Origin of the sequence: Streptomyces naganishii JCM 4654, assembly GCF_014650575.1 — a bacterium.
GTDB lineage: Bacteria > Actinomycetota > Actinomycetes > Streptomycetales > Streptomycetaceae > Streptomyces > Streptomyces naganishii.
In genome coordinates, this window is record NZ_BMVF01000026.1 from 51,361 (window position 1) to 70,693 (window position 19,333).

Sequence of the window (19,333 nt, forward strand, 5' to 3'; positions counted from 1 at the left end):
TCCTTGACCGACCAGCACGAACAGCACCTCCAGGTGATCAACCCCGCCACCGAGGAGGTCGTCGCCACCGTCCCCGCCGCCGACGCCCACGACATCGACCGGGCGGTGGCCCGCGCCGTCGCCGCGCAGCGCTCCTGGGCCGCCGCCGCTCCCGCCGACCGGGCCCGCCTGCTGCGCCGCTTCGCCGACGTCGTCGACACCCACGCCGAGGAACTGGCCCGGCTGGAGGTCCGCGAGGCCGGCCATCTGATCGGCAACGCCCGCTGGGAGGCAGAAAACGCCCGGGACCTGCTGCTCTACGCGGCCGGCGGCGCCGAGCGCCTGCTGGGCCGGCAGATCCCCGTGCCCGGCGGCTGGGACGTCACCTTCCAGGAGCCCCTGGGCGTGGTCGGCGTGATCGCCCCCTGGAACTTCCCCATGCCCATCGCCGCCTGGGGCTCCTTCCCGGCGCTCGCCGCCGGCAACGCCGTCGTCCTCAAGCCCGCCGAGACCACCCCGCTGACCGCGCTGCGCCTGGCCGGACTCGCCCTCGACGCCGGACTGCCCGAGCACCTCTTCCAAGTGCTGCCCGGCCACGGCCACATCGCCGGACGCGCCCTGGTGGACCACCCGGACGTCGCCAAGATCGTGTTCACCGGCTCCACGACCACCGGCCGCGAGGTCATGGAGCGCTGCGCCCGGCACGTCAAGCCGGTCACCCTCGAACTCGGCGGCAAGAGCCCGAACATCGTCTTCGCCGACGCCGAACTCACCGCCGCCCTCGACCCGTTCTCCTTCCTGGACAACTCCGGCCAGGACTGCTGCGCCCGCACCCGCGTCCTCGTCCAGGAGTCCGTCTACGAGGAGGCACGCGCGTTCCTCGCCGACGCGCTCGCCGCCGTGGTGGTCGGCGACCCGGCCGACGAGAAGACCCGCATGGGCCCGCTGATCTCCCGCCGGCAGCTCGAACGCGTACGGTCCCACGTCCCCGAGGACGCCCCCGCACTGCGCGGCAGCGCACCCGACGGCCCCGGCTTCTGGTTCCCGCCGACCGTCCTGACCGGCGAGCGGCCCCACTCCGCGGCGGCCCGCGAGGAGATCTTCGGACCGGTCGCCGTACTGCTGCCGTTCACGGACGAGGAGGACGCGATCCGCCTCGCCAACGACACCCCGTACGGACTCGCGGGGTCGCTGTGGACCCGGGACCTGGGACGCGCCCTGCGCGTCTCGCGGGCCGTCCGGATCGGGAACCTGTCCGTCAACTCCCACTCCAGCGTGCGCTACTGGACCCCGTTCGGCGGGTTCAAGCAGTCCGGACTCGGCCGCGAACTCGGCCCGGACGCGCTGACCGCCTTCACCGAGACCAAGAACGTCTTCATCAGCACGGAGGGCCCCTCACAGTGACCGAGGACATCATCTGCCGCCGGCTTCCCGGCCGTACCGCCGTCGTCACCGGAGCCGGCAGCGGCATCGGACTCGCCACCGCCCGCCGCCTCGCCGCCGAGGGCGCGCACGTGGTGTGCGCCGACGTCGACGAGGAGCGCGGCAAGGCGGCCGCCGAGGAGACCGGCGGCCTCTTCGTGCTCACCGACGTCACCGACCCCGAGCAGGTCGAGGCCCTCTTCGCGACGGCCCACGACACCTACGGCAGCGTCGACGTCGCCTTCAACAACGCGGGCATCTCCCCGCCCGACGACGACTCCATCCTGGAGACCGGCCTCGAGGCGTGGAAGCGCGTCCAGGAGGTCAACCTCACCTCCGTCTACCTGTGCTGCAAGGCCGTCATCCCGTACATGCGCCGCCGGCGCCGGGGCTCGATCATCAACACCGCGTCCTTCGTGGCCCGCATGGGCGCGGCCACCTCGCAGATCTCCTACACCGCGTCCAAGGGCGGCGTGCTCGCCATGTCCCGGGAACTGGGCGTGCAGTTCGCGCGGGAGGGCATCCGCGTCAACGCGCTGTGCCCCGGGCCGGTCAACACCCCGCTGCTTCAGGAACTGTTCGCCAAGGACCCCGAGCGGGCCGCGCGCCGTCTGGTGCACATCCCGCTCGGGCGGTTCGCCGCCGCCGAGGAGATCGCCGCCGCCGTCGCCTTCCTCGCCAGCGACGACTCCTCCTTCGTCAACGCCACCGACTTCCTGGTCGACGGCGGTATCTCGGGGGCGTACGTGACACCGCTGTAGGGCGGGTCAGAGGAAGGTGTGGCCCTCGCCCCGGTACGTCGGGACGGTGGCCGTGATCCGGTCGCCCTCGACCAGGTGCAGGGCGTCGAACCGCTCGCACAGCTCGCCGGCCTTCGCGTGCCGGAACCACACCTTGTCGCCGATCAGCAGATCGTCGGCCGGCGAGCCGAGCAGCGGGGTCTGCACCTCGCCGGGGCCCTCCTGCGGGTCGTAGCGCAGCCCCTCGGGCAGGTACGGCACCGGAAGCCGGTCCGGGCCGGCCGCGCCGGAGGCCGGATAGCCGCCGCCGAGGACGGTCACCACGCCCACTCCCGGCCGCCGCACCACCGGCACGGCGAACAGGGCCGCCGGACGGCCCCGGAACGACGTGTAGTTGTCGAACAGCCGGGGCACGTACAGCCCCGAGCCCGCCGCGATCTCCGTGACGGCGTCCTCCGCGGCCGTGTGCTGGACGCTGCCCGTGCCGCCGCCGTTGACGAACTCCAGGTCCGGCGCCACCGCGCGGACCGCCCGCACCACCGCCGCGCGGCGCTCGGCCAGCTCCCGGCGCGCGGCCGCCTGCATCAGCCGGATCGCCCGCGACCGCAGCGGCCGCCCGGCCACCGCGTCGCCCACGCCCGCCACATGACCCTCGTACGCCATGATCCCCACCAGCCGGAACCCCGGCCGCCGGGTCACCGTGCGGGCCATCTCGGCGACCTGGGCGGGGGAGTGCAGCGGGGAGCGGCGCGCCCCGACCCGCACCCGGCCGCCCAGCAGCTTCAGCGAGGTGTCCAACTCCAGGCAGACACGCACCACTTCGCGGCCGCCACCGCGCGAGGCGTCGATCAGGTCGAGCTGCGCCGGGTCGTCGATCATGACGGTCACGGCGGCGGCGAGCTTGGGGTCGGCGGCGAGTTCGGCGAAGGCGGCGCGGTCGGCGGACGGGTAGGCGAGGAGCACGTCCTCGAACCCGGAACGGGCCAGCCACAGCGACTCGGCCATGGTGAACGACATGATCCCCGCGAAGCCGTCCCGCGCCAGGGCGCGTTCCAGCAGCGCGCGGCAGCGTACGGACTTGCTGGCGACCCGGACCGGCTTGCCGCCGGCCCTGCGGACGAGGTCGTCGGCGTTGGCGTCGAAGGCGTCCAGGTCGACGATCGCGACGGGGGCGTCGAGATGGGCGGTGGCCCGGTCGTAACGGGCCCTGTCGGCGGCGAGCGCAGTCATGGACGAAGCCTGCCAGACGCGATTACCGCAGGGTAGGGGGACGTTCCGGGCAGATGCCCCGCCCTCGCGGACCAGTTCCCTCCACAGCCCGGGCAACCCGTAGAGTGACGCGCGCGGACCGCGCGACGAACGGCGGAACGATCCCTGCCACGTCGTTGAGCCGGGATGGCAGTTCGCTCGTACGGGTATGCGTGCCCGGTGACGAGCAGTCCGCGCCGGGCGGGGCAACGAGGACGGCCGCCCAGGGGAAACGGCCCGGGCACGAGGAAACGGGGGGTGCATGAGCACGGAAGCGCGCCACGCCCCCGTCCCGCCCCGGCCCCCGCACCCCCCACACCCCCCGCACAGCACCCACCCGTCCCCGGCCGGGCCCGGGGTGCCTGCGCCCGAGGCCGCGAACGGTTCCGGCGGTGCAGGCGGTTCCGGCGGTGCCGGTAAGGACGGCGGGGCCGGGGCCGCGAGCGGCTCCGGTGAGCGCTCGGGCGGGGCGGTGCCCGTCGCCTCCGCCCCGCTGCGCGGGCCGGGCCGCCACGACTTCCGCCGCACGGGCCTGGCGGGCTCCGCCTCCGCGGCGCGCGGCACCACCGCCCCGTCGACCGCCCCACCGCCCCCGGCCTCGGCCCGCTTCCCGGACAGCCCCCCGCCCCGCGGCACCACCGACCCTCACACCCCGCGCCCGGGGCGGGACGCCACCCCGGCCGCCGGCCGGAACACCGCCCGGGGCACGGGCGGGGACACCGGCTCGCGCCCTGGCCGCGACGCCGAACGGACCCCGGACCGGAACACCGGCCAGGACGCCGGTCGCGGCGCGGACGAGTCCGCCCCCCACGCCGGCACCGTGCCGCCGCCCCCGGCACCGGGGCGCCCGGCACCGCCGTCCCACCGCCCGGCCCAGCCGGCCGAGGCGCCGTCGGCCGGTGGTCCGTCCGCCCCGTCCGGGCCGCCGCCGGGCCGGCTTCCCGGCCCTCCCGCCGGGGCGCCGTGGGCGAGCCGCACCACCGGCCCGCTCGGCACCCCGCAGGCCGGCCGCGCCGACGCCGGCGCCAGCGCCGACGCCGGATCGCCGGGGCGTCCCGGTGGCGCGCGCGCCGAGGCGGCCGGGGAGAGCACCACTCGGCTGCGGGTCCTCCCCGGGCGGGGTCTGCCCCCGCGGCCGGCGGGCGCCCCGCCGGGGGGATCCGTGTCGCCGGATCCGGCGTTGTCCTGGAGCGGGCCCGTGGGGGCGTCCGGCGGCGGGACCCGGCCCGTCGTGGCGCTCGGCGAACCCGAGGGGTACGACGAGCACGGCCGGGCCCGGCCCCTGGGCGAGCGGGTACGCAGCCGCACCGCCGCCGCCGCGGCCTGCGTAGTGCTCGGCGTGGGCCTCATCGGCGGTGCCGTGACCGGCAGTTGGCTCACCGGCGACGACGGCGGCACCGGCGCACCCCGCGGCTTCGCGGCCGCGAGCACCCTCTGGCACAGCGTCCCCGTCGACCGGCTCTTCCCGCCCACCGTCCAGGGCACCGGCGCCGGCCCCGGCGGAGCCGACCGCACCTGGACGCGCATCGCCGTCGCCCCCGACAGCGGCTGCGCGGGCGCCTTCGACCCGCTGCTGCGCAAGGCGCTCGCCCCCGTCGGCTGCGACCGCCTGCTGCGCGCCACCTACACGGACGCCACCCAGAGCTACGTCACCACCGTCGGCCTGCTGTTCGCCAAGGCCGACGCGCCCGCCATGAGCGCCCTCGCCACCCGCTTCAGGACCGAGGGCCTGGACCGCCGCACCGACCTCATGCCCCGCCCCTACGCGGCCAAGGGCACCGTCGCCGCCGCCTTCGGCGACCGCGGGCGCGCCTCGTGGACCATCCACGTGCTGACCGAGGCACCGGTGATCGTCTACGCCGTCTCCGGCTGGGCCGACGGCCGCACCGTGGACACCCCGCAGCCCGCCTCCGACGCGCTGCGCGCCGGTGCCGACACCGCCGTCGCCCAGGCGGGTCTGGGCAACGAGGCCCAGGGCCTGGCCGACCGCATCGAACGCGGCCTGCGCAGGGACAACGCCGGCACGGCCACGGAGAAGCCCTCGTGAGAACCGTACGCAACACCACGACCGTCACCCGGCGGACCGCCGCGCTGAGCCTCCTGCTCGCCGCCTCGCTCACCCTGGTCCCCGCCACCACGGCCCACGCCGACGGCATACGCGCCCAGCAGTGGGCCCTGGACGCCCTGCACACCCAGCAGGCCTGGCGGACCACCAAGGGCAAGGGCGTCACCGTCGCCGTACTGGACACCGGCGTCGAGGCCGACCATCCCGACCTGTCCGGCAACGTCCTGCCCGCCAAGGACATGATCGGCTTCGGCGCCCGGCCCGGCGACCGGGACTGGGCCCGCCACGGCACCGCCATGGCCGGCATCATCGCCGGTCACGGCCACGGCGCCGGAGACTCCGACGGAGTCATGGGCGTCGCCCCGGAGGCGAGGATCCTGCCGGTGCGGGTGATCCTCGAGGACGGCGACCCGGCCCGCGCCCGCGCCCGCACCTCCCGCGGCAACGCCCTCGCCGACGGCATCCGCTGGGCCGCCGACCACGGCGCCGACGTCATCAACCTCTCCCTCGGCGACGACTCCGCCTCCGCGCACCCCGAACCCACCGAGGACGAGGCCGTCCAGTACGCGCTGGGCAAGGGCGTGGTCGTCGTCGCCTCGGCCGGCAACGGCGGCGAGAAGGGCGACCACATCTCCTACCCGGCCGCCTACCCGGGCGTGATCGCCGCGACCGCCGTCGACCGCTACGGCACCCGCGGCGCGTTCTCCACCCGCCGCTGGTACGCCACGATCAGCGCGCCCGGCGTCGACGTCGTCATCGCCGACCCCGACCACAAGTACTACGAGGGCTGGGGCACGAGCGCGGCCTCCGCCTTCGTCTCCGGGGCCGTCGCCCTCGTCAAGGCCGCCCACCCGGGCCTGACCCCGGCGCAGATCAAGAAGCTGCTGGAGGACACCGCCCGCAACGCCCCCCTCGACGGCCACGACGACTCCCGCGGCTTCGGCTTCGTCGACCCGGTGGCCGCCATCCGCGCGGCGGCCCGCCTCCAGCCGCGGGAGCTGCGGCCGGCGGCGTACGGCGAGAAGTACTTCGGCCCGGGCCCCGACGCCGCCGAGTCCACCGACGGCCCCGCCGGCTGGGCGGGCCCCCTCGCGGGCGGCACCGGCGGTGTGCTCCTGGTGGCCGCGGCGGTCCTGTGGCGCGGCCGCCGTGAACGGGACGACGACGACCACGCCGGCACCTTCCACCCGTGGGCCAGGTAGTACGGCAGCGCTCAGTCCGCCGTACCGAACGCCGACACCGCCGCCCGGGCCGCCGTCTCCACCAGGGTGATGCCCTCCTCCTTCGTCGTGTTGCCGTTGGACAGGACGGCCACCAGGTAGCCGGTGCCGCCGGACCTCACGCGGCCGATGCTGTTGACGTCCCACAGGCCGGTCGTGCCGCGGGGCAGCCAGCCGTTCTTCAGCGCCCACGCCGAGCCGTCGGCGGCGGCCGACACGCCCCAGTCCTGGCCCTCGGCGATCCGGCCCATGAGGTCCTGGACCAACGTCCGTGAGGCCTTGCTCAGTTCACTCGAGCCGTCGCCGAAGACCTGGGTCAGCAGCGTGAGCTGGTCGGCCGCCGTCGTCTGCGTCAGCCCCCACAGCGTGCCCTCGCCACCGGAGGTTTCCGTCAGCCCCAGGCGCCGGTTCGCCGCGTCCAGGCCCTCGGCCCGTCCGATGGACCGCCACAGCGCGGAGGCCGAGTCGTTGTCGCTGTTCTCGATCATCGCGGTGGCGTACGCCCTCTCCTGGGTGGTCAGCCGCCGCCCCGCGTCCTGCGCCTGGAGCAGCAGCGCCGCCAGGATGTCGACCTTCACGATGCTCGCCGTGTCGAACGCGCCGGTGCCGTACACGGCACTGCTCCCCGAGTCCAGGTCGAGCACCGCCACCGACACGGCGGCCCCCTCGGCCACCGTCACCGACCGCATCGCGTCGGCTGGCAGCGCCGTACGACCCGCGGCCGCCTCCGTCCCCGTCTCCGTCACCGCCTCCACCGATCCCCTCCCGCTCGCCTCCGCCGACGCCGACGACGATACGGCGGTGGCCGCTCCCGGGGGCTCCGTGCCGGCGATCCTCCAGCCGCCCGCCGCGCGCCCCGTGGGACGGCGGTGAGACGCCGGTCAGGGGACCCTGAGAAGACCGTGAGGGACCCGCCCCGGATAGGGTCGGTCACCGTGGCGAACATGAACATTCCCGACCCCGGCTACTCCGACGACGACGGCTCCGCCGACCCCCGGCTGAGCGCGGCGCTCGCCGCCTGGGCCGAGGACGGCAGCGCCGTGGGCCCGGTCCTGGAGGCCCTGGAGGGCGCCCGGCTGCTCGTGCCCGTCGTGGCCGTGCTCGGCGAGGTGGAGGAGGATGAGCACGGAAGGCGCCGCGAGAAGACCAGTGAGATGGCCGTGCCCACCCTGAAGGCCGGTGACCGCACCGCCCTGCCCGCCTTCACCTCCACCGACTCCCTCGCCCGCTGGGACCCGGGGGCCCGCCCCGTCGCCGTACCCCTGCACCAGGCCCTGCGGGCCGCCGCGCACGAGAAGGCGGACACCGTGGTGCTGGACATGGCCGGACCGGTTCCGTTCGAGCTGACCGGGCCCGCGCTGCTCGCCCTCGCCGAGGGCCGCACCAGCGCCGACCCGCTCGCCGACCCCGCCGTGCGCGAGGCCGTGCGCGAGGCCGTGGCCGCCGAACCGGCCGTGCTGCGCGCCCACCTCGGTCCGGGACAGGCCGACGGCACCCTCGCCCTCGTCCTGGACCCGTCCGCCGCCGTGGCCCCGGCCGAGGCCGCCCGCGCCGTGGCCGGGCGCCTGGCGGCCAGCGACACACTGAGGGCCCGCCTGGTGCGCGGCCTCGACCTGGCACTGCTGCCGGCCGGGGCGACGCCGCCGGGCGAGCCCTTGTACGTGAAGGAGTGACGGGGGCGGGAGAACGGGTGACGGGGGAGGGGTCCGCGCCGGTCAGCCGTAGATGGGGCCGGTGTACTTCTCGCCGGGGCCCTGGCCCGGCTCGTCCGGCACCACCGACGCCTCGCGGAACGCCAGCTGCAGCGACTTCAGCCCGTCGCGCAGCGGAGCGGCGTGGAAGGAGCTGATCTCGGTCGCGCTCGCGTCCAGCAGGCCGGCGAGCGCGGTCACCAGCTTGCGGGCCTCGTCCAGGTCCTTGTACTTGTCACCCTCCTCCGTCAGGCCGAGCTTCACGGCGGCGGCGCTCATCAGGTTGACGGCGACCGTCACGATCACCTCGACGGCGGGGACCTCGGCGATGTCGCGGGCCATCGCGTCGAAGTCGGGGCTCTCAGGAGGGGTCTCACTCATGCCCACACGATAAGCCGTGCGCCGGTACGGCCTGCGATTGGTCGTTGTCAAGCGATCCTGCTAACCTGGTGGACGACCGGTCGGACACCCCTAGGTGCTCGGCCCACAAGTGGAGGCTCCGAACTCCCACCCGACCGCCCTTTGGGACGGCGGGTCAACCCCGGTCAGACGGCTGTCGTCGCCCCGCGCGAGGAAGCCGTCCGAAAGTGCGCCCCGTGGCATCACGGCGGTCGCTCCGGTAGTGCGAGGAGCCCCGCCTGTGATCGTCCGGGGCATTTTTTCTGCTTCGGCGCGGTTAGGTCTAGTCGAAAAAAGACGTACGCGGCAGTCCGCCAGGCCGCCGCGTGGTGCTACCGAGGAGGATCCATCAGCGCCGAGCCCCGCATCAACGACCGGATTCGCGTTCCCGAGGTGCGACTTGTCGGTCCCAGTGGCGAGCAGGTCGGCATCGTGCCGCTCGCGAAGGCACTGGAGCTTGCGCAGGAGTACGACCTGGACCTGGTCGAGGTCGCGGCGAACGCCCGTCCGCCCGTGTGCAAGCTCATGGACTACGGGAAGTTCAAGTACGAGTCGGCCATGAAGGCCCGTGAGGCGCGCAAGAACCAGGCGCACACGGTCATCAAGGAGATGAAGCTCCGGCCGAAGATCGACCCGCACGACTACGACACCAAGAAGGGTCACGTCGTCCGGTTCCTCAAGCAGGGCGACAAGGTCAAGATCACGATCATGTTCCGTGGTCGCGAGCAGTCCCGGCCCGAGCTGGGCTACCGACTGCTGCAGCGGCTCGCGGAGGACGTCCAGGACCTCGGTTTCGTGGAGTCGAACCCGAAGCAGGACGGCCGCAACATGATCATGGTTCTCGGTCCGCACAAGAAGAAGACCGAGGCGATGGCCGAGGCCCGCCAGGCGCAGGAGGCCCGCAAGGCGTCCGCGAAGGCCCACCCCGGTCGCTCGCAGAACCCTGCCGACGCCGACGCCGAGGTGGACGCCGAGGTAGACGCCGACACCGAGGCCCCGGCCGAGGCGTGATCCCGGGGACATCCGTCCCACCCGATACACGAGCGACGCTCCACCGTGCCCGGTTCTCGCGACCGGGCACCGGAGCGCCACCCACGAGGAGAGAACGGCGCTATGCCGAAGAACAAGTCGCACAGCGGTGCCAGCAAGCGCTTCAAGGTCACCGGCTCCGGCAAGGTGCTCCGTGAGCGCGCCGGCAAGCGCCACCTGCTCGAGCACAAGTCGTCCCGTCTGACGCGTCGCCTGACCGGCAACGCCGAGATGGCCCCGGGCGACGCCAAGAAGATCAAGAAGCTTCTCGGCAAGTGACGCTGCGGCGCCCGGTCGGCCCCCGACCGCCGCGCGCCGTACGTCAGGACCGGGACCCAATCGTTTCCGGGCCGTGTGAGGACAACCGCGGCCCCGCTACAAGGAGTTAACAAGTGGCACGCGTCAAGCGGGCAGTCAACGCCCACAAGAAGCGCCGGGCGATCCTCGAGCAGGCCTCCGGCTACCGCGGTCAGCGTTCGCGCCTGTACCGCAAGGCCAAGGAGCAGGTCACCCACTCGCTGGTCTACAACTACAACGACCGCAAGAAGCGCAAGGGTGACTTCCGCCAGCTGTGGATCCAGCGCATCAACGCCGCTGCCCGCGCCAACGGCATCACCTACAACCGCTTCATCCAGGGCCTGAAGGCCGCCAACGTCGAGGTGGACCGCAAGATCCTCGCCGAGCTGGCCGTCAACGACGCGAGCGCGTTCGCCGCGCTCGTCGAGGTCGCCCAGAAGGCTCTGCCGAGCGACGTCAACGCGCCCAAGGCCGCGTGACACCGCGCCCGGCCTGAGCCGACGTGACTGTACGGACCCGTGGGTTTCTTCCTGCGGGTCCGTTGCGTTGAACCTGGTGACCGAAGGTGAATTGGATGCCCCCTGTGACCCCGGAGCTGATCTCTCCCCGTTCCGCGCGCGTGTCCGCCGCCCGGCGGCTGGCCAGGCGGAACTTCCGGGGCAAGGAACGGCTGTTCCTCGCGGAGGGACCCCAGGCGGTGCGGGAGGCCGTCGCGCACCGGCCGGCCGGCGGTGACGCCACCCTGGTGGAACTGTTCGCCACACCCGAGGCCGTCGAGCGGTACGCGGACATCGTCGGCGAGGCGCGCGCCGCCGGCGCCCGTGTGCACCTCGCCCCCGAGGACGTCGTCGCCGACATCTCCACCACCGTCACCCCGCAGGGCCTGGTCGGCGTCTGCCGGTTCCTCGACACCCCCTTCGAGGAGGTCCTCGGCGCCCGCCCCCGCCTGGTCGCCGTCCTCGCCCACGTCCGCGACCCCGGCAACGCCGGCACCGTCCTGCGCTGCGCCGACGCCGCCGGCGCCGACGCGGTCGTCCTCACCGACGCCTCCGTCGACCTCTACAACCCCAAGGCCGTACGGGCCTCCGTGGGCTCCCTGTTCCACCTGCCCGTCGCCGTCGGCGTCCCCGTCGAGCAGGCGGTCGCCGGGCTCAGGGACGCCGGGGTGCGCCTCCTCGCCGCCGACGGCGCGGGCGAGCACGACCTCGACGACGAGCTCGACAAGGGCACCATGGGCGGCCCCACGGCCTGGGTGTTCGGCAACGAGGCCTGGGGCCTGCCCGAGGAGACCCGGGCCCTGGCCGACGCCGTCGTACGCGTCCCGATCCACGGAAAGGCCGAGAGCCTGAACCTCGCCACCGCCGCCGCCGTATGTCTCTACGCGTCGGCCCGTGCACAGCGCGCCCCCGGAGGGTGCCGCTCCGTCACCGCGAACTAGTAGGGTGACCAGCTCGGGGGCCCTCTGCGTCGGAAGAGGTGGGTACGGGGATGGGTGTCGGCACCAGCAGCGCACCGGCGGCACGCGACGCGCAGCGCCCGCCCGCGCCCCGGCAGGACGGCCCCGACGCCCCGGGACCCGGACCCGACCCCGACGACCTGCCCGACGGTCTGGTGATCGCCGACGAGCAGGGCCGGGTCGTCTGCTTCAACGCCGCCGCCGCCCGCATCACCGCCGTCCCCGCCGCCGACGCCCTCGGCCTGCCCCTGGAGCAGGCGCTGCCCCTGGAGGACCTGGAGGGCCGCCGCTGGTGGCAGCTCACCGACCCCTACGGCGGCCTCGCCATCCGCGCCGGCCAGCCCGAGCGCAACCTGCTGCTGCCCGGCGGCCGCGAGGTCCTCGTCACCGCCAGGTACGTCCGCGACCGCCCCACCGGCCCCGTCCGCCGCGTCGTCGTCTGCCTGCGGGACACCGAGGCCCGCCGCCGCACCGAGCGCAGCCACGCCGAGCTGATCGCCACCGTCGCCCACGAGCTGCGTTCCCCGCTCACCTCCGTCAAGGGCTTCACCGCCACCCTGCTCGCCAAGTGGGAGCGGTTCACCGACGACCAGAAACGGCTGATGCTGGAGACCGTCGACGCCGACGCCGACCGCGTCACCCGGCTCATCGCCGAACTGCTCGACATCTCCCGCATCGACTCCGGCCGCCTCGAGGTGCGCCGCCAGCTCGTCGACATAGGGGCCGCGGTCGGCCGGCACATCCAGGCCTACGTCGCCGCCGGCCAGCCCGCCGACCGCTTCCTGCTGCGCATCGAGCAGCCGCTGCCCTCCTTGTGGGCCGACCCGGACAAGATCGACCAGGTACTGAGCAACCTCATCGAAAATGCCGTGCGGCACGGCGAGGGAACCGTCACCATTGACGTCACGCCCGCGGCGTCCCCCCGCGACGGGGAGGACGCCGGCACGTCGGTCACGGTGAGCGACGAGGGGCCCGGCATCCCGGAGGAGTCCATGAACCGCGTCTTCACCCGCTTCTGGCGGGGCAGCAAGCGCGGCGGCACCGGCCTCGGGCTCTACATCGTCAAGGGCATCGTCGAGGCCCACGGCGGCACCATCACGGTCGGTCGCGCCGCCGGCGGCGGCGCCCGGTTCCGATTTACTTTGCCCGTGGGCACCCCGGCGCACCTCCTCTAGGAGCGCCGGCCGGCACCGGCCTGAAGGACCCACGGGCGCGTTCGCTTTCCCCGGCCCCGTTAGACTCGGCCTTTGGCACCTTCGTGTCCCACCACTGGAGACGGAAATGTCCACGAGTCGGTGACGGGGACCGTCAGACTGGGGCACCTCCCAGCGTCAGCTGGAGGACAAACGGAAGCACGGGAAGAGATGTCGGCACCCAATAAGTCGTACGACCCTGTCGAGGTCGAGGCGTTGAAACCGGAACAGATCGAGCGCATGCGGGACGAGGCGCTCGCCGCCTTCGCCGCCGCGGGCTCCCTCGACGCGCTCCACGAGGCCAAGGTCGCCCACACCGGCCCCGCCTCCCCGCTGGCCCTCGCCAACCGCGAGATCGGCGCCCTGCCCCCGCACGCCAAGGCCGACGCCGGCAAGCGCGTCGGCATGGCCCGCGGCGCGGTGAACAAGGCGCTCGCCGCCCGCCAGAGCGAACTGGAGGCCGAGCGGGACGCCCGCGTGCTCGTCGAGGAGGCCGTGGACGTCACGCTGCCCTACGACCGCGTACCGGCCGGCGCCCGGCACCCGCTGACCACCATGATGGAGCGGGTCGCGGACGTCTTCGTGTCCATGGGCTACGAGATCGCCGAGGGCCCCGAGGCCGAGGCCGAGTGGTTCAACTTCGACGCGCTCAACATCGCGCCCGACCACCCCGCCCGCACCATGCAGGACACCTTCTTCGTCGAGGGCGGCAAGGGCGAGGACACCGGCGTCGTGCTGCGCACCCACACCTCGCCGGTGCAGATCCGCTCCCTGTTCGACCGCGAGCCCCCGGTGTACGTCGTCTGCCCCGGCCGCGTCTACCGCACCGACGAGCTGGACGCCACCCACACCCCGGTCTTCCACCAGATCGAGCTGCTCGCCGTCGACGAGGGCCTGACCATGGCGGACCTCAAGGGCACCCTGGACCACATGGTCCAGTCGCTCTTCGGCGCCGACATGAAGACCCGGCTGCGCCCGAACTACTTCCCCTTCACCGAGCCGTCCGCCGAGATGGACATGCTCTGCTACGTCTGCAAGGGCGCCTCCGTCGGCGACCCCGACCGGCCCTGCCGGACCTGCTCGTCCGAGGGCTGGATCGAGCTCGGCGGCTGCGGCATGGTCAACCCCCGGGTGCTCACCGCCTGCGGCGTCGACCCGCAGAAGTACAGCGGATTCGCCTTCGGGTTCGGCATCGAACGGATGCTGATGTTCCGCCACAACGTCGAAGACATGCGAGACATGGTCGAGGGTGACGTCCGGTTCACCCGGCCGTTCGGGATGGAGATCTGATGCGGGTCCCGCTTTCTTGGCTGCGGGAGTACGTCGACCTGCCGGCGACGGAGACCGGGCGCGACGTCCAGGCCAAGCTCATTTCGGCCGGCCTCGAGGTCGAGACCGTCGAGCAGCTCGGCGCCGACCTCAAGGGGCCGCTCGTCGTCGGCCAGGTGCTCACCATCGAGGAGCTGGAGGGCTTCAAGAAGCCGATCCGGTTCTGCACCGTCGACGTCGGCCGGGCCAACGGCACCGGCGAGCCGCAGGAGATCGTCTGCGGCGCCCGCAACTTCGCCGTCGGCGACAAGGTCGTCGTGGTCCTGCCGGGCGCCGTGCTGCCCGGCGGCTTCGCGATCTCCGCCCGCAAGACCTACGGCAAGACCTCCCACGGCATGATCTGCTCCAGCGACGAGCTGGGCATGGGCGACGACGGCAGCCACGGCATCATCGTGCTGCCGCCCGAGCACGAGGTCGGCACCGACGCCATCGAGCTGCTCCAGCTCGTCGACGAGGTCCTCGACATCGCCGTCACCCCGGACCGCGGCTACTGCCTGTCCCTGCGCGGAGTGGCCCGCGAGGCCGCCATCGCCTACGGCCGCCCGCTGCTCGACCCGGCCCTGCTGGACGTGCCCGCGCCCAACGCCTTCGGGCACCCGGTGCGGATCGCCGACCCCTTCGGCTGCGACCGCTTCACCGCCCGCACGGTCACCGGGCTCGACCCCGAGGCGCGCTCCCCGATCTGGCTCCAGCGCCGCCTCCAGAAGGCGGGCATGCGCCCGATCTCGCTCGCCGTGGACATCACCAACTACGTGATGCTCGAGCTCGGCCAGCCGCTGCACGCCTACGACCGCTCCCGGATCGAGGGCGCCATCGGCGTGCGCCGGGCCGAGCGCGGCGAGAAGCTCACCACCCTCGACGGCGCCACCCGCACGCTGTCCACCGAGGACCTGGTCATCACCGACGACCGCGGCCCCATCGGCCTCGCCGGCGTCATGGGCGGCGCCCACACCGAGATCGACGACACCGAGGGCACCACCACCGAGGTCGTCATCGAGGCCGCTCACTTCGACCCGGTCTCCATCGCGCGCACCGCCCGCCGGCACAAGCTGTCCTCCGAGGCCTCCCGCCGCTTCGAGCGCGGCGTCGACCCGCAGGCCGCCTCCGCCGCCGCGCAGCGCACCGTCGACCTGCTGGTCCTGCTCGCCGGCGGCACCGCCGACGCCGGGGTCACCGAGGTCGTCGCGCCCTCCGCGCCGCGCACCATCACGATCCCGGCCGACCACCCCGACAAGGTCGCGGGCGTCACCTACGGCCGCGAGACGGTCGTACGGCGGCTCCAGCAGATCGGCTGCGATGTCTACGGGCAGGACGAGCTGATCGTCACCGTGCCGTCCTGGCGGCCCGACCTGACCGACCCGAACGACCTGGCCGAAGAGGTCATCCGCCTGGAGGGCTACGAGAACCTGCCCTCCACGCTGCCCCGGCCGCTGCCCGGGCACGGCCTGACCGACCGGCAGCGGCTGCACCGCCGCGTCGGCCGCGCGCTGGCCGGCGCCGGATACGTCGAGGCGCTGAACTACCCGTTCATCGGCGAGGCCGCCCTCGACCACCTCGGCCTGGACGCCGACGACCCGCGCCGCACGGTCGCCACCCTCGTCAACCCGCTCTCCGACGAGGAGCCCGCGCTCCGTACGACGCTGCTGCCGGGCCTGCTCGGCGCGCTGCGCCGCAACGACGGGCGCGGCAGCCACGACCTGGCGCTGTTCGAGACCGGCCTGGTCTTCCGGCCCACCGGCCGGGAGGAGATCCCGGCCCGGCTGCCCGCCGACCGCCGGCCCACCGACGAGGAGCTCGCCGCACTCGACGCCGCGCTGCCGCGTCAGCCCCGCCGGGTCGCCGTCGTCCTCGCCGGCGCCCGCGAGCAGGCCGGCTGGTGGGGCAAGGGCCGCCCGGCCGACTGGGCCGATGCCGTCGAGGCGGCGCGCCTGGTGGCCCGCGAGGCCGGCGTCGAGCCGACCGTGCGCGCCGACCAGCACGCCCCGTGGCACCCCGGCCGGTGCGCCGCGCTGTACGCCGAGGTGGACGGCGCGGAAACCCTGGTGGGACACGCGGGCGAACTGCACCCCCGCGTGGTCAAGGCGATGCACCTGCCCGAGCGCACCTGCGCGATGGAGGTCGACCTCGACCTGCTCCAGCGGGCCGGCGAGGCCCTGGTGCGGGCCCCGCGGATCTCCACGTTCCCGGTCGCCACCCAGGACGTCGCCCTCGTCGTGGACAAGCCGGTCCCGGCCGCCGAGGTCGAGGCCGCGCTGCGCGAGGGGGCCGGTGAACTCCTGGAGTCCATCCGCCTGTTCGACGTCTACGAGAACGCCGAGCAGATCGGCGACGGCCGCAAGTCGCTGGCGTACGCGCTGCGCTTCCGCGCCGCCGACCGCACGCTGACGGTCGACGAGGCCACCGCCGCCCGCGAGGCCGCGGTCGCGCTCGCCGCCGAGCGGACCGGCGCGGTACTGCGCGGCTGAGAGCGCTGCCGAGGGGCGGGTCCGGTCGCACCGGCCCCGCCCCTCGCCTGTGACCTGCATAAATGCGCCCTGCCGACACTCACTCATTCGAGTGAGAACAGCGGGCGATCCCACCACCGGGACTCCGCTGACCGACAGAATCGGACCGGCCTCAGGGCCGGTCCGCGCTGTCAGCGCCTCTTGGGGGGCCAAGGTCATGATCCGCATCAGGACTGGGTCCGCGCGCAGGATGCGGCCGGGTGCCGTGTTCCTGGCGGTGGGCACCGGTCTCTTCCTCAAGGCCCGCCGCACGCTCCTGCGCGAGCTGCGGCAGGCCCGCGCGGCCGCCGGCGCCGCGCAGAGCGTGCTGCTGCGGCCGCTCCCGCCGAGCGTGGCCGGGCTCGGCCTCGCGGCGGCCCAGCTTTCCGCCGACCCGGGCGCGGCCGTCGGCGGCGACCTGTACGAGGTGATGGCCACCGAGCACGGAGTGCGCGTGGTCATGGGCGACGTCAGAGGGCACGGCCTGGCCGCCCTCGGCACCGTCGCCGCCGTACTCGGAAGCTTCCGCGAGGCCGCCCACGACGAGGCCGAACTCGCGGGCGTGCTGCGCCGGCTGGACCGCGCGCTGGCCCGCCATCTGCGCGCCGGGGACCCCGACCACCCGGCAGCCGAGGACTTCGTCACCGTGCTGCTCCTGGAGATCACCGACGACGGCGCCCTGCACGCCTTGAACTGCGGCCACCCGTGGCCGTACATGCTGAACACGCGCGGCGCCGAACACCTGCTGTCCGCCGACGTGCTGCCCCCGCTGGGCCCCTTCCCGCTGCCGGAGGACCTGACCGCCGTGCCCGGCGGCCGTCTGCGCCCCGGCGAGACGCTGGTCCTCTACACGGACGGAGTGGCGGACGCCCGGGACGCCGCGGGCCGCTTCTTCCCCCTGCCGGCGGTCCTGACCGAGTCCACCCGGGACGGCCCCGCCTCCCCGCAGACGATCCTGCGCACGGTCTTCACCCGCCTCCTCCACCACACGAGGACCCGCCCCCGGGACGACGCGGCGATCCTGGTCCTGACCAACCCGGGCCACTGCTCGGCCCGGCCCGGCCCGAGAAGGAACGCGGGGAGCCGCGCGACGAGCCCCCACCCACCCGCGGACGGCTGACAACCCCGAAAGCCCCGCCCCCGGCCGCCCTCGAACACCGGCGGACGCCGCCCGCTCCGCCACGGAGTGTCGGGCAGGCGGCGGAACGGACGGCGTGGAAGCGGGCCGCCGCACTGTACGAGGGGGAGCCGGCGGCCCGGCCGGCCTCTGACGAGGCAGTTCAGTCAACCGGTTGTGAACTCTCCGCAACAGCGCGCACACGGTGCGGATTCGCGTACTCCGTTCACACCCCGTGTGAACCGCGCCGCACTACGCTGTGCGCACTCAGTCACCGGGGGCCCGACATGCAGCCCAACACCCTGCTCGACGCGATCCTCGACGAGGCCGGGATCTCCCACGCGGGCCTCGCCGCGCACGTCAACCAGGCCGGCCGGGCGCGCGGACTCGCGCTCCGGTACGAACACACCGCCGTCGCCCGCTGGCTGAAGGGCCAGCGGCCGCGCGGCCAGGTGCCCGACCTGATCTGCGAGGTGATCGCGGCGCGTCTGCACCGGCCGGTGACCCTGGACGACATCGGCCTCGGCGTGCCCGGTGAGCCCGCCGCCCCGCACGGCACCACCCTGTCCGGCTTCGTCGAGCGCGCCACCGCCCTGTGGCGCTCCGACGAGCAGCAGCGCCCGCACATCCTGGGCGCTCCCGCGGTGACCGGCACGCCCGCCGTCATGCCCGTGTGGGAGTGGGAGAACCCGCCCGAGGACGTGGACGTCTCCCGCGGCGGCCGCCACCATGTCACGACCGCCGACATCGAGATGCTGCGCGCGGCCCGCGCCCACTACGAGCAGATGTACCGCAAGGCCGGCGGCATAGCGACCCGCAGCCGCATCGTCGGCTTCCTCAACGCGGAGGCGGCGCCGCTGCTGCGGGGCGGCTACACCGACGCCACCGGCCGTCAACTGCACCGCGCCACCGGCGGACTCGTGGCCATCGCCGGCATCTGCGCCTACGACTCCGACGCGCACGGCCTGGCCCAGCGCTACTTCCACCAGGCGCTGAGGCTGGCAAAGGCCAGCGGGGACCGGGGACTTGGCGCGTACGTGATAGCGCTGCTGGTCAACCAGTCGCTGTTCATGCGGGAGTACCGGCAGGCCGTCGCCTTCGCCGAGGCAGCGCTGCGCGCCGCCGGCAAGCACATCACCCCCGCGCTCGCCTCCGACCTGTACGCGATGCAGGCCAAGGCGTACGCCCACCTCGGGGACGGCACGAGCGCGCTGTCCTGCATCCGGCGGGCCGAGCAGGCCGCCGAACGCATCCGGCGCGGGTACGAGCCCGACGAGACCGGCTATGTCCAGCCCGGCCTGGTCAACGTGCAGGTGGCGGAGGCGCTGCTCAGCCTGGGCGACCTCGCGGCCGCCGCGGAGCACGCGACGGCGGCCGTGGACAACCCGGCGCACGACCGCGGCCGGGTGCACCGCCTCGCCATGCTGAGCACCATCGAGCTGCGCCAGGGCAACGCCGACCGCGCGGCGGTGACGGCGGTGCGGATGGCGGAGCAGGCCCGGGGCATGGAGTCCCAGCGGCTGCGCGACCGGCTGCGCGCGGTGCGCGAACACCTGGTGCGCAGCGGCTGCGCGGGCACCGCGGAGGCGGCCGAGCTCATCGACGGGGCGCTGCGCGTGCCACTGTGACCCCCGCGGCGCCCGCGAGCGGCCGGGAGTGCGCCTG

Annotated in this window: 18 protein-coding genes; 15 read left to right on the forward strand and 3 right to left on the reverse strand. The window is 74.2% G+C overall.

All coding sequences use genetic code 11. From position 1 onward, the window contains the following. The first annotated feature begins 3 nt into the window (after positions 1–3). Together IE217_RS31500 and IE217_RS31505 are read left to right on the forward strand one after the other, a co-directional pair. Entirely contained in the window at positions 4–1,383 is a 1,380-nt protein-coding gene (locus tag IE217_RS31500) for an aldehyde dehydrogenase family protein (RefSeq protein WP_190181370.1), read from the forward strand. Next, the gene (locus IE217_RS31505; RefSeq protein WP_190181371.1) at positions 1,380–2,162 is read left to right on the forward strand and encodes a 3-oxoacyl-ACP reductase; all 783 of its coding nucleotides are present in this window, start codon (positions 1,380–1,382) and stop codon (positions 2,160–2,162) included. Before IE217_RS31500 ends, IE217_RS31505 begins: the two co-directional genes overlap by 4 nt. Before the next feature lie 6 nt (positions 2,163–2,168). On the opposite strand, the gene IE217_RS31510 is transcribed toward IE217_RS31505, so the two are convergent. Beyond that, positions 2,169–3,371: an amino acid deaminase/aldolase gene (locus tag IE217_RS31510; protein WP_190181372.1), complete on the reverse strand. Its 1,203-nt coding sequence runs from the start codon at positions 3,369–3,371 to the stop codon at positions 2,169–2,171. 1,249 nt (positions 3,372–4,620) lie between these two features. Between IE217_RS31510 and IE217_RS31515 the strand changes: the two genes are divergently transcribed. Both IE217_RS31515 and mycP read left to right on the forward strand, forming a co-directional pair. Continuing rightward, positions 4,621–5,436 carry a hypothetical protein gene (locus IE217_RS31515; protein WP_190181412.1) on the forward strand — a complete coding sequence of 272 codons (816 nt, stop codon included), beginning with the start codon at positions 4,621–4,623 and terminating at the stop codon, positions 5,434–5,436. After that, positions 5,433–6,656: a type VII secretion-associated serine protease mycosin gene (gene mycP / locus IE217_RS31520; RefSeq protein WP_190181373.1), complete on the forward strand. Its 1,224-nt coding sequence runs from the start codon at positions 5,433–5,435 to the stop codon at positions 6,654–6,656. The genes IE217_RS31515 and mycP overlap by 4 nt, the downstream gene beginning before the upstream one ends. 11 nt (positions 6,657–6,667) lie before the next feature. Here the strand turns inward: mycP and IE217_RS31525 are convergent, their stop codons facing one another. After that, a complete protein-coding gene (locus IE217_RS31525) occupies positions 6,668–7,363 on the reverse strand; it encodes a serine hydrolase (protein WP_190181413.1) in 696 nt (231 codons plus the stop codon). On the opposite strand from IE217_RS31525, the gene IE217_RS31530 reads away from it, so the two are divergent. Next, positions 7,263–7,547: a hypothetical protein gene (locus IE217_RS31530; RefSeq protein WP_190181418.1), complete on the forward strand. Its 285-nt coding sequence runs from the start codon at positions 7,263–7,265 to the stop codon at positions 7,545–7,547. The genes IE217_RS31525 and IE217_RS31530 overlap by 101 nt on opposite strands. A 62-nt stretch (positions 7,548–7,609) precedes the next feature. Then, positions 7,610–8,347, forward strand: coding sequence for an SseB family protein (locus tag IE217_RS31535; RefSeq protein WP_190181374.1), 738 nt, complete (start codon positions 7,610–7,612; stop codon positions 8,345–8,347). A gap of 42 nt (positions 8,348–8,389) precedes the next feature. Here IE217_RS31535 and IE217_RS31540 read toward each other — a convergent pair whose 3' ends face one another. Then, complete coding sequence (locus tag IE217_RS31540) at positions 8,390–8,746, reverse strand: DUF1844 domain-containing protein (RefSeq protein ID WP_189707097.1); 357 nt, start codon at positions 8,744–8,746, stop codon at positions 8,390–8,392. Between the two features lie 366 nt (positions 8,747–9,112). Between IE217_RS31540 and infC the strand changes: the two genes are divergently transcribed. From infC to IE217_RS31585, 9 genes are all read left to right on the forward strand, one after another. Continuing rightward, positions 9,113–9,775: a translation initiation factor IF-3 gene (gene infC / locus IE217_RS31545; protein ID WP_190181414.1), complete on the forward strand. Its 663-nt coding sequence runs from the start codon at positions 9,113–9,115 to the stop codon at positions 9,773–9,775. Between the two features lie 102 nt (positions 9,776–9,877). Then, a complete protein-coding gene (gene rpmI, locus IE217_RS31550) occupies positions 9,878–10,072 on the forward strand; it encodes a 50S ribosomal protein L35 (protein ID WP_007829094.1) in 195 nt (64 codons plus the stop codon). A gap of 113 nt (positions 10,073–10,185) precedes the next feature. Continuing rightward, entirely contained in the window at positions 10,186–10,569 is a 384-nt protein-coding gene (gene rplT / locus IE217_RS31555; RefSeq protein WP_014671645.1) for a 50S ribosomal protein L20, read from the forward strand. Between the two features lie 95 nt (positions 10,570–10,664). Then, positions 10,665–11,528, forward strand: coding sequence for a TrmH family RNA methyltransferase (locus IE217_RS31560; RefSeq protein ID WP_190181375.1), 864 nt, complete (start codon positions 10,665–10,667; stop codon positions 11,526–11,528). Positions 11,529–11,578: 50 nt separating this feature from the next. Beyond that, complete coding sequence (locus IE217_RS31565; RefSeq protein WP_190181376.1) at positions 11,579–12,721, forward strand: sensor histidine kinase; 1,143 nt, start codon at positions 11,579–11,581, stop codon at positions 12,719–12,721. A gap of 189 nt (positions 12,722–12,910) precedes the next feature. Next, positions 12,911–14,029 (forward strand): phenylalanine--tRNA ligase subunit alpha, encoded by a 1,119-nt coding sequence (pheS, locus tag IE217_RS31570; protein ID WP_190181377.1) that lies wholly within the window; start codon positions 12,911–12,913, stop codon positions 14,027–14,029. Then, entirely contained in the window at positions 14,029–16,533 is a 2,505-nt protein-coding gene (pheT, locus tag IE217_RS31575) for a phenylalanine--tRNA ligase subunit beta (RefSeq protein WP_190181378.1), read from the forward strand. The genes pheS and pheT overlap by 1 nt, the downstream gene beginning before the upstream one ends. Before the next feature lie 196 nt (positions 16,534–16,729). Then, complete coding sequence (locus IE217_RS31580; RefSeq protein ID WP_229865746.1) at positions 16,730–17,671, forward strand: PP2C family protein-serine/threonine phosphatase; 942 nt, start codon at positions 16,730–16,732, stop codon at positions 17,669–17,671. Between the two features lie 284 nt (positions 17,672–17,955). Beyond that, positions 17,956–19,296: an NsdA family TPR-like regulatory protein gene (locus IE217_RS31585; RefSeq protein ID WP_190181379.1), complete on the forward strand. Its 1,341-nt coding sequence runs from the start codon at positions 17,956–17,958 to the stop codon at positions 19,294–19,296. Positions 19,297–19,333 lie beyond the last annotated feature (37 nt).